Here is an 8,898-nt window from a genome sequence, read left to right as displayed (position 1 = left end):
CTAAACGAAGTAACTCTAAATCAGGATGACTATCCGTTTCTGCATGTTGAGATAATCTATTTTTTAGCCATTCCATCCAAATTTTATTAAAGGTAGGCTCTGTGATCATAGTCATTGATAACGCTGACCAAGCAGAAACCACCCCATCTATTTGATGGATAAAAGAACTATGAATATAAGCTCGTGTGAATTTACCATATTCTGTTTGATCGCGTTTAATCAAGTATTCAACTGTTTGATCTAAATCAAGAATTATTTGATTGAACATTTCTTCTATCAAATTTTTTTTATTCGGGAAATGGTGAAATACCCCCCCTTTTGTTATACCTACTGCTGTAGCAATATTTTGAATAGAAACACCAGAAATACCCTTTTGAGAAACAAGAATAGTTGCCTGTTCAAGGATGCGCTTTCGAATAACCTCTGGTTGCTTCTTTTGTTGCCGAATTTCTTTCACTTAATGACCTGCTGATTGCGAAAATAAATTAATAATTATTACGCCAGATACGATAAAACCAATTCCAATTAAAGCAGGATTATCTAGTGTCTGTTTAAAAACAAAGTAGCTAACTACAGCAGTTAGAACAATCCCAACACCAGCCCATATAGCGTATGCGATACCTAAAGGGATTGTTTTAATAACTTGTGATAATAAATAAAATGCCGTGCTAAAAGAAATAAAGACCATCACGCTTGGAAAAAGTTTTGTAAACCCTTCCGATTTAACTAAAAAACTACTTCCAATCACTTCGGAAACTATTGCAAATCCAAGTAATACATAAGCGAGTAACACACTGTTCATAAGTAATCATACCTAAAATACCCATCGGAAGGTATGTTAAATTTTCAAAAAAAAATTATCAATAATTATTTTAGATTTTCTAAAATTAACATAATACACCTTATACGAAATGCGTTATAATTATCTATAGAAATCAATGCTGTAGTTTCTAGTTGATAGCCCATCTTCCCCAAGGTGGGCTTTTTTTATGATTTTTCACGTTCCACGCTTATTATTTGATCAATGTTTCACGACTTTGTTCATATCAGTTAAACAATCGTAGTTAATCATAGGGTCTAAAAAAACGGCTCCAAAAGCCTCTTTTTTCCGGTTCCGGTTGGACATGTTCCGGGACTAGAATGCGCTTATTCTCGATTACTTCAGGTTCTTTTGGAGGGATTGTGATCACTTCCTCTTTTTCTTCTGTCTCAGGCTTAGATTGAGTTGGCTCAGGATCAACAGGTGTAGTGACATGAGGTTTTGGAGCTTCCAATAGACGTTGCATGACTTCAATTTGTTCTTGGTAGAAGGCTTCTCGATCTTTGGCATCTGATACTTGATTTTTCAGCATGTCTATCTGCTGTCTAAGCAGTAAAACTTCTGCCGAAGTTGGACTGTCTATTTTTACAGGCTCTTTTACATCCTGTTTTCTTGCAGGTTCACCAAATACACGGATGGCTTCTGAGAAATCAATCTTATTATCAGAATTTTTACTTAAAATTCCTTTGTTTATCTGATTATAGATGGTCTGTCTATTGATATTGTAAAGCTTGGATAACTCTAAAACTGAAAGGCTTTTCATGATGTAAAGTGATGCCTAATCTTGTAAAAATGTCTTGTCTATTAGACTGTCTAATAGACAAAACGACAAGTCTATATTTTAAGCAGTATTGAACCCGACTTTTTCTAGATAGGGTAAGTATTCCTGAACCTTATCAGGAATAGTTAAATTTTCAGAAATTCTTATAGCGAAGTCATCATAACTTTCACCAACTTTGCTGTACTTTGAAGCAAATGAAGGTTCATGAACTAGCTTATTTGAGAACAAAAGAATTTGTTTATCATTTAAGGCGATTTCCATTTTAATTGGCTGTGATGTTTTGGATCTTATTGTGAACTCAAAGCCAGTTATCTTGGTTCCAGACTTTTTGGTTTTATAATCAATAGTTATGTCCGAAGACTCATTAATTTGATCTTTTGCTACTTCAAGGACTTTCTTTTGAAAGTTATCAATTCTTGAAAGTTCTATTTCTGTTAAACCTAATGTATTTCGTAAATCAGAGAGAGAAATATAAAACTTTTTAGCAATCTTCCATTGCATACATATTTCATAAATCCGAACAGCATAAATACTAGAAAACTTACTTATTTGAAGAAGGTCATAACGCGTAAATTCTTTTTCTAAGCGACTTATTAATGGTATGACATCAGGAGCAAAAGATAAGTAAACAAAACCTGGCTTATAACCTACCTTAGATACCCATCGAGAAGTAAAAAAGATTTTAGAAGTATCTTCACTTAATAGATCAAAATCCCAATCCACATATGAAAATTGTCTGTCGAACAGGGTTTTACAAGCCCCTCGTAGCATGGAATAAGAGTTTTTGAGGCTAATATCAAACATTTCTGCATACTTTTTAGCTGATATTTTTATCAGAGAGTTAGCATCAATCAATGTTTTACTTTCTCTAGCTTCAATAATTGCTAAAAGTATTAAGCGCATTTCTACCAAATCAAGTTTGTAGCTTGCCTCAATCAAGATATTCGCTTTTACGACTATATTTTTACTCATTATTAGACCATAAAATTTTTATTAATTTACTATATATTTTTTTTTGTAGGAAATAAAGAAGAAAACGAGATAAACATATACTGCTAAAGGTAGGGATATATACTGCTAAAGGTAGGGATATATACTGCTAAAGGTAGGGATATATACTGCTAAAGGTAGGGATATATACTGCTAAAGGTAGGGGGTGATCCTCTATAACCCTTTATCTACAAGCCTTTAAGGTAGGCTAAAAACATTAAAAACTATTAAAAACATTAAAAACATCAATTAAGAAAAATTGCCCTTGGTTTTCGCTACGCTCAAACTCTATTGAATCTCGCTTTCGCTCGATTCTAGGGACAATTTTTTGGTTAATACATATATCAATTTAAAAAAATCAAAAGCAATAATGCATTCGCTTTGCTCATGCTTTTTGAAAAGCAAAAACTTCATTGTGACGCTCGTAGACACTTGCTAAAGAAACTCTCTAATAACACCTAAAAAGCGGTTTTTCAGAGGGGGGAATAAGCGAACTTTCATTGTGACGCTCGTAGACACTCGCTAAAGGCTCTCATTTGAGGTCTAAGAGCTTTTACTCTTATAGACTATGGTTTCCCTACATTTTTAGTAAAAGTCGCTAAAAACCCCGGTTTTTTGCGTTTAAACAGGGTTTACCAAGGTGTGTAATCGTTATCATTGTCTTGTTCTGGCTTTTTAGGCTCATTTTTCTGCTGTTTCTCCAATTCTTGGCGTCTTAAAAATGCCATATGTTCTTGTTCTCGCCTTTCTTGCTCATAGAGTTGTTCTTGTTGTTCTCGTTCTTTACGCAACTGCTGTTCCCTCAATTCATGATCTTTTCGGTCGTTTTCGAGCTGTATCGCTCTTTTTTTGGCAAATTCTTGCTCTGCTTCTACCTCAATTGGTTTTATAAAATCTGCATGCATTTTTTGGATTTTTAGCTCTTCCATTTCTTTTGCATATAGTCGCTTTTGTTTTTCACCATTTTGAGGACTAAAGTATTTATTTCCATAGTTATCTTCTTCAAATATATAACTATTTATGATCTCCAGTCTTTGATCGCGTACATACTCTTGATACTCAGTTTCTCTGCGTGATATTTCAGAAATTTGATGATCTATATTTGAAATTTGATCATTAAGTTTTCGTTGTTTAACAGTGATGTTCGGTTCGTCAAATTTTGCAAAAGACTTTTTAGGCTGGAGCAGCTGATTTTCTTCTGTCCATTTATTTAAATGATCAGAATATCTCTCTTTTTTTTCTATTTCACTAAGACCAGAAATATGCTTTTGGATGTCTAGTTGGGTGTTGTGTTGGTCGATCAGGTCATTTATTTGATTGATCCATTTTGTTTTAAAAAATAAAGGCTCTTTTTTGCGTAGTTCTGATATTGCAGAACTCATCGTGTTTAATTTTGTTGTTAATTTTGATAATTCTTCATTTTGGAATTCAGAAAGTTTCTGAGAAGTTTTTTCTAAATACTCAGCTTGAGAGTATTGAAACTGAAGCTCACTTCGTACTTTTTGAACAAGATCCTCAGATACTTTGATGTTTTCATCCAGTGCGATGACCTTTTTGATTTTTAAATTACGTAGCTTAATTTCATCATTTTTCAGACTAATTTCTGTAAATATTCCTCGTCTCCGGAGGTATGTCGCTTGAGGACCTTCGTGCTGAGTTGCTTCTAGGTCACTTTCCTGGTCTTCATAACTTCTGTGATCGACACGTTCATCAAATCCATTTTGTTCCAGGTGATGATTGCATAACTCTGCAAATGATTCTCTCCAGTGGCTTACAGTTTCTGTGCCATTGTCACGACTGAAGTCCCTATATTTTTTTGCTGAAAAGCCACCCTGCTCATTAATACTTCGGGTTGTGAACATGATGTGTGCATGGTAGTTGCGTTCATCACTTCCACTGTCTGTATGAGGTGCATGAATAGCAGCATCAACGATGACACCGTATTTTTTAACGAGGTTTCGGCAAAGTTCATTGAGCATATTTTCACGCTGTTCAGCGTTTAACTCACTGGGAAATGCAATCTCAAACTCTCTTGCAAGTAATGCATCTTTTCTACGTTCAACCTTTTCGACTTCATTCCAAAGTGTTTGGCGCTTGAGTAACTCAGTATTTGTATTTTCAGGTGCATAGATTTTTGTAAATTCGACACCAGTTTTTCTTGTGTAGTCTTGTTCTTTTCCATAAAAATCGCATACCAATTTTTCACTTGAACGATATGCAGCACAAGCAACGGCCGATCGTCCATTACCTCTACTAATCGTTTTAACTGAAAAATGATATATCGCCATTTTGCTTTTGCTCTTTATTTCGATTTATCGAAATTACCAACATGTATATGTTGGTCAGGGGATTACAAAGGGGATTTACCCCTTGTCGCACCATTGGATGAAATCCAATGGCTAAGTGCGCCCTTCGGGAAAACCACGATAGCATGGGCTGTCTTGAATTTCAATTCAAACAGACCTATGCTTGAGGGGGATTCCTTGAGATGGTGATGGTATGAGTGTTGAAACTTTAGAGCAAAAAATTGCAAAGCAAGAAGAACGATTAAGACAACTAAAAGCACAAAAACAAGCTATTGCTGCTCGTGAAAAAAAGAAAAATTCTGATCGACAAAGAAAAGATGATACTAGACGTAAAATTCTACTGGGGGCTTGGGTTCTAAACAAACTGAAAAATGATGAATCTTTTAAGGGTCAACTAACCGATTTTGAAAAGTTTTTAAGCACGGAAAGTAAGACTGAAGAAAATAGGCAGAAAGATAAAGATCTTTTTAATGGATTTATTTGGGATAAGACCTAAATTTCGCATAAGAGATTTTATGTTAAATAGGTTCGATTAAGCAGATCGTCTTCTAATTTTGAACATTGCTCATCATCAATGACTCCGGTAATACTTTGTAGCCACAACCCATCTGCTGCTAAACGAAGTAACTCTAAATCAGGATGACTATCCGTTTCTGCATGTTGAGATAATCTATTTTTTAGCCATTCCATCCAAATTTTATTAAAAGTTGGCTCTGTGATTAAAGTCATTGATACAGCTGACCATGCAGAAACAAAATCATTTATTTGATGAATAAATGAGCTATGAATATAAGCTCGTGTAAATTTACCATACTCGCTTTCATCTCGTTTCATTAGATATTCAATAGTTTGATCTACCTCAAAAATTACTTGATTAAACATTTCTTCTATTAAAATTTCTTTATTAGGGAAGTGATGAAACACCCCCCCTTTTGTGATGCCTACGGCTGTTGCAATATTTTGAATAGAAACATTAGAAATACCTTTTTGTGAAATGAGAATAGCTGTTTGTTCAAGAATCCGCTTGCGAATAAGTTCCGGTTGTTTTTTCGGCTGTTGTATTTTTTTCACTTAATGACCTGTAGATTGAGAGAATAGATTAATAACAACAACTCCAGAAACTATTAGAGCAATACCAATCATAGCTGGAGTATCTAAAGCCTGTTTAAATAAAACGTGGCTAACAATAGCGGTCAGAACAATACCTACTCCTGCCCATATTGCATATGCAATACCCAAAGGAATCGTCTTAATAACGTGTGATAGTAGATAGAACGCTAGACTGAATAGAACTAGGACCATAATACTTGGAAATAGTTTTGAGAAACCTTCTGATTTAACTAAAAAAGTACTACCTATAACTTCCGAAATTATAGCTAATCCTAATAAGCTATAGGCTAAGTAAAGAGCATTCACATCGACACCTTTATGTATAACATACCATTCGATTGGTATGTTATACATAAAATAATTTTGTGCAATATATTTATAGATGCTCTATTAGTTTTTCTAAAATTAACATAATACGCCTTATACGAAATGCGTTATAATTTATTTTGAAATTCAAATACTTATTTCAAAGTTTATAGCCCAAACATCACTGTTTGGGCTTTTTTTATGATTTTTCACGTTCCACGCCTATTATTTAAGCAATGTTTCACAACTTTGATTAGCTCCAGTAAATAATTAAAACCTAGATAATAAGAACCGAGCGAGTGTCTACGAGCGATTGAGCATCATCAAAATTTCGCCCTCGCCTTTTCTCTGATTACAAGCTCCCTTTCGATTTTAAACGGTAGGTACAGAGCATCCCGAATGGGTGCGAACTTTGGAGCTTTTGCTTTTCAAAAAGTATGAGCGAAGCGAATACATTACAAATGCTTTTGCTTTTAGATTTCACAACAGGATTAACTAAAAACTGCCCCACGAAGCGAGGAACGAGCTTCAATAGAGTACGAGCTTTAGCGAGTACATAGGGCAGTTTTAAGCACTCCCCTCTCGAAAGGCTTTTAATTATTTTTAAAGCTTTTAATGCTTTTAGACAGGTTGAAACCCTTGTGTAGTAAGTGTTACAGACTATATAAACGGACATTTGCTCTTGTATAAACGGACATTTGCTCTTGTATAAACGGACATTTGCTCTTGTATAAACGGACATTTGCTCTTAATTAAAAGACATTATAAATATTGACCTTAAAAAGATATTAGATTACATTGTCCTTTAATTAGATAATAATAAGTTCTTCTTATGAAAAATAGTTTAGTCGTGAAAGATAATGCTCTAATAAATGCCAGTTACAACCTAGAGCTAACGGAACAACGTTTGATCATGCTAGCTATCATTAATGCTAGAGAATCGGGACAAGGAATCACTGCGGATAGTAAACTGGAAATACATGCTAGTGACTACGCCAAGCTATTCAATGTATCTGCCGATGCGTCATATAAAGCTTTGAGAGAAGCTGTAAATAATCTGTTTAATCGTCAATTTAGTTATACAGCCGAATATAAAAAAACAGGCAAAGTCGGCATTGTTCGATCTCGCTGGGTAAGCCGTATATTTTATGTAGATGACCTAGCATTGTTAGAAATTACTTTTGCTCCTGATGTAGTGCCTTTAATCACACGATTGGAAGAACACTTTACAAAATATGAAGCTAAACAAGTTGCTCACCTAACCAGTAAATACGCCACTAGGCTTTATGAATTGCTGATTGCTTGGCGTGAAGTTGGAAAAGTTCCACAACTAGAACTTAGTGAGTTTAGAAACAGATTAGGTCTTGTTGATAGTGAATACACCGCCATGAGTGACTTTAAAAAGCGTGTGCTTGAACCATCAATTAAACAAATTAATGAGCATACTGATATTACTGTAACGTATGAACAGCATAAAAAAGGACGGATCATTTCAGGTTTTTCTTTCAAATTTAAGCAAAAACAACAGCCAAAAGTTGAAGCAAAAAGAGATCCAAACACGCCTGATTTTTTTATAAAAATGACCGATGCACAACGCCATTTATTTGCGAATAAAATGTCAGAAATGCCTGAAATGGGGAAATATTCACAAGGTACAGAAAGCTACCAACAATTTGCTATTCGTATCGCTGATATGCTTTTAGAGCCTGAAAAATTCAGAGAGCTTTATCCAATTTTAGAAAAATCAGGATTTCAGCCATGATTAAATTAAATAACCTATCAACCGATCTAAAGCATGTGACCGTTGAATACCTCGACATCGTAAATTATGAAATTGCGAGGGAAAATATATGCGGTTATATCTTCCTATTATCCCGACTATCCAAAAATGCCAAACCCACCGAAAAAATGCAGATGGAAAGCAAAATACAGGACTTAATTTACTATCGGGATCATTTGCAGATAGAGGACAAAGACAATATTCAAAAGGTTTTAAACACGCTCATTCCCGAGTATCAAGCCGAACAGAATAACCAAACAGCTAAGAAAAATTAGGCTTCAATGTCGGGCAAATCAAAAAGCTGTCGATCTCTATTTTCTGTTAAATATTCGTTGAGTTCAGCGAGTATTTTTTCTTTATTGGCTTCATTTGCCTGCATTTTCTTAATCAAGTAAGAACCGAGCAAAATTTTACGCCGAGTATCATCCTTGCGCTCCTGTTCTTTCTTTTTGGTACGTTCTCTTGCTTCAATAGCCTGTTTCTGTGCTTTTAACTGTTTCAGCTTCTCTAACTGGGCTTCAATTTTCTTTTCGATATTTTCAGCAGATTTAGTCATAACGGTTAATTTCGGAATATAGAAAACCACTCAAGCATAAGACCCTATGAATTGAAATTCAAGCGGGTAATATGCTATCGTGTTTTTCATGAAATGCGCACTTACGACTTGGATTTCATCCAAGTCAAAGTTTGCGTAAGGGGAATCCCCTTAACCCCAAAAGCAAAAGCACCCCAAGGCGACTGCATGGCAATTTATCATTGTTCCACTAAAACGGTGAACCGAAGTTCGGGGCGAACTGCGGTTGCA

The 8,898-nt window shown here is 34.9% G+C and carries 11 protein-coding genes; 3 read left to right on the top strand and 8 right to left on the bottom strand.

Annotation, left to right across the window (positions count from 1 at the left end; genetic code table 11):
• From NI455_RS15580 to mobQ, 5 genes are all read right to left on the bottom strand, one after another.
• Positions 1-457, bottom strand: a 457-nt coding sequence (locus NI455_RS15580) for a TetR/AcrR family transcriptional regulator (protein WP_253114813.1), incomplete at its 3' end; no start/stop codon positions are given.
• On the bottom strand, positions 458-802 hold the full coding sequence (locus NI455_RS14670; RefSeq protein WP_087090658.1) for an SMR family transporter: 345 nt from the start codon (positions 800-802) through the stop codon (positions 458-460). It lies immediately after the preceding gene.
• Between the two features lie 262 nt (positions 803-1,064).
• Positions 1,065-1,583, bottom strand: a complete 519-nt coding sequence (locus NI455_RS14665) for a plasmid replication DNA-binding protein (protein WP_087090660.1) — start codon at positions 1,581-1,583, stop codon at positions 1,065-1,067.
• 78 nt (positions 1,584-1,661) lie between these two features.
• On the bottom strand, positions 1,662-2,573 hold the full coding sequence (gene repM / locus NI455_RS14660; RefSeq protein ID WP_004733876.1) for a replication initiation protein RepM: 912 nt from the start codon (positions 2,571-2,573) through the stop codon (positions 1,662-1,664).
• Between the two features lie 650 nt (positions 2,574-3,223).
• Positions 3,224-4,879 (bottom strand): MobQ family relaxase, encoded by a 1,656-nt coding sequence (mobQ, locus tag NI455_RS14655; protein ID WP_125503304.1) that lies wholly within the window; start codon positions 4,877-4,879, stop codon positions 3,224-3,226.
• Positions 4,880-5,090: 211 nt separating this feature from the next.
• Between mobQ and NI455_RS14650 the strand changes: the two genes are divergently transcribed.
• On the top strand, positions 5,091-5,393 hold the full coding sequence (locus NI455_RS14650) for a hypothetical protein (RefSeq protein WP_046128218.1): 303 nt from the start codon (positions 5,091-5,093) through the stop codon (positions 5,391-5,393).
• A gap of 17 nt (positions 5,394-5,410) precedes the next feature.
• Here NI455_RS14650 and NI455_RS15575 read toward each other — a convergent pair whose 3' ends face one another.
• Together NI455_RS15575 and NI455_RS14640 are read right to left on the bottom strand one after the other, a co-directional pair.
• Complete coding sequence (locus NI455_RS15575; RefSeq protein ID WP_253114811.1) at positions 5,411-5,968, bottom strand: TetR/AcrR family transcriptional regulator; 558 nt, start codon at positions 5,966-5,968, stop codon at positions 5,411-5,413.
• On the bottom strand, positions 5,969-6,313 hold the full coding sequence (locus NI455_RS14640) for a DMT family transporter (protein ID WP_253114809.1): 345 nt from the start codon (positions 6,311-6,313) through the stop codon (positions 5,969-5,971).
• A gap of 832 nt (positions 6,314-7,145) precedes the next feature.
• Between NI455_RS14640 and repM (NI455_RS14635) the strand changes: the two genes are divergently transcribed.
• Positions 7,146-8,075 (top strand): replication initiation protein RepM, encoded by a 930-nt coding sequence (gene repM, locus NI455_RS14635; RefSeq protein WP_004871874.1) that lies wholly within the window; start codon positions 7,146-7,148, stop codon positions 8,073-8,075.
• A complete protein-coding gene (locus tag NI455_RS14630; protein ID WP_005265043.1) occupies positions 8,072-8,368 on the top strand; it encodes a hypothetical protein in 297 nt (98 codons plus the stop codon). The genes repM (NI455_RS14635) and NI455_RS14630 overlap by 4 nt, the downstream gene beginning before the upstream one ends.
• On the opposite strand, the gene NI455_RS14625 is transcribed toward NI455_RS14630, so the two are convergent.
• The gene (locus NI455_RS14625) at positions 8,365-8,649 is read right to left on the bottom strand and encodes a DUF8583 domain-containing protein (RefSeq protein ID WP_004871868.1); all 285 of its coding nucleotides are present in this window, start codon (positions 8,647-8,649) and stop codon (positions 8,365-8,367) included. The genes NI455_RS14630 and NI455_RS14625 overlap by 4 nt on opposite strands.
• Between the last annotated feature and the right edge of the window lie 249 nt (positions 8,650-8,898).

Origin of the sequence: Acinetobacter lwoffii (genome assembly GCF_024129435.1) — a bacterium.
GTDB classification, from domain to species: domain Bacteria; phylum Pseudomonadota; class Gammaproteobacteria; order Pseudomonadales; family Moraxellaceae; genus Acinetobacter; species Acinetobacter lwoffii_F.
Note: the sequence above shows the minus strand (reverse complement) of the source record. Positions and strands in the feature narration are given on the sequence as shown.

What these genes read in the sequence shown, in the direction of transcription:
- mobQ (WP_125503304.1), bottom strand. Translation starts at nt 4,879, where the DNA reads ATGGCGATATATCATTTTTCAGTTAAAACGATTAGTAGAGGTAATGGA.
- NI455_RS14630 (WP_005265043.1), top strand. Translation starts at nt 8,072, where the DNA reads ATGATTAAATTAAATAACCTATCAACCGATCTAAAGCATGTGACCGTT.
- repM (WP_004733876.1), bottom strand. Translation starts at nt 2,573, where the DNA reads ATGAGTAAAAATATAGTCGTAAAAGCGAATATCTTGATTGAGGCAAGC.
- repM (WP_004871874.1), top strand. Translation starts at nt 7,146, where the DNA reads ATGAAAAATAGTTTAGTCGTGAAAGATAATGCTCTAATAAATGCCAGT.
- NI455_RS14650 (WP_046128218.1), top strand. Translation starts at nt 5,091, where the DNA reads ATGAGTGTTGAAACTTTAGAGCAAAAAATTGCAAAGCAAGAAGAACGA.
- NI455_RS14670 (WP_087090658.1), bottom strand. Translation starts at nt 802, where the DNA reads ATGAACAGTGTGTTACTCGCTTATGTATTACTTGGATTTGCAATAGTT.
- NI455_RS14665 (WP_087090660.1), bottom strand. Translation starts at nt 1,583, where the DNA reads ATGAAAAGCCTTTCAGTTTTAGAGTTATCCAAGCTTTACAATATCAAT.
- NI455_RS14625 (WP_004871868.1), bottom strand. Translation starts at nt 8,649, where the DNA reads ATGACTAAATCTGCTGAAAATATCGAAAAGAAAATTGAAGCCCAGTTA.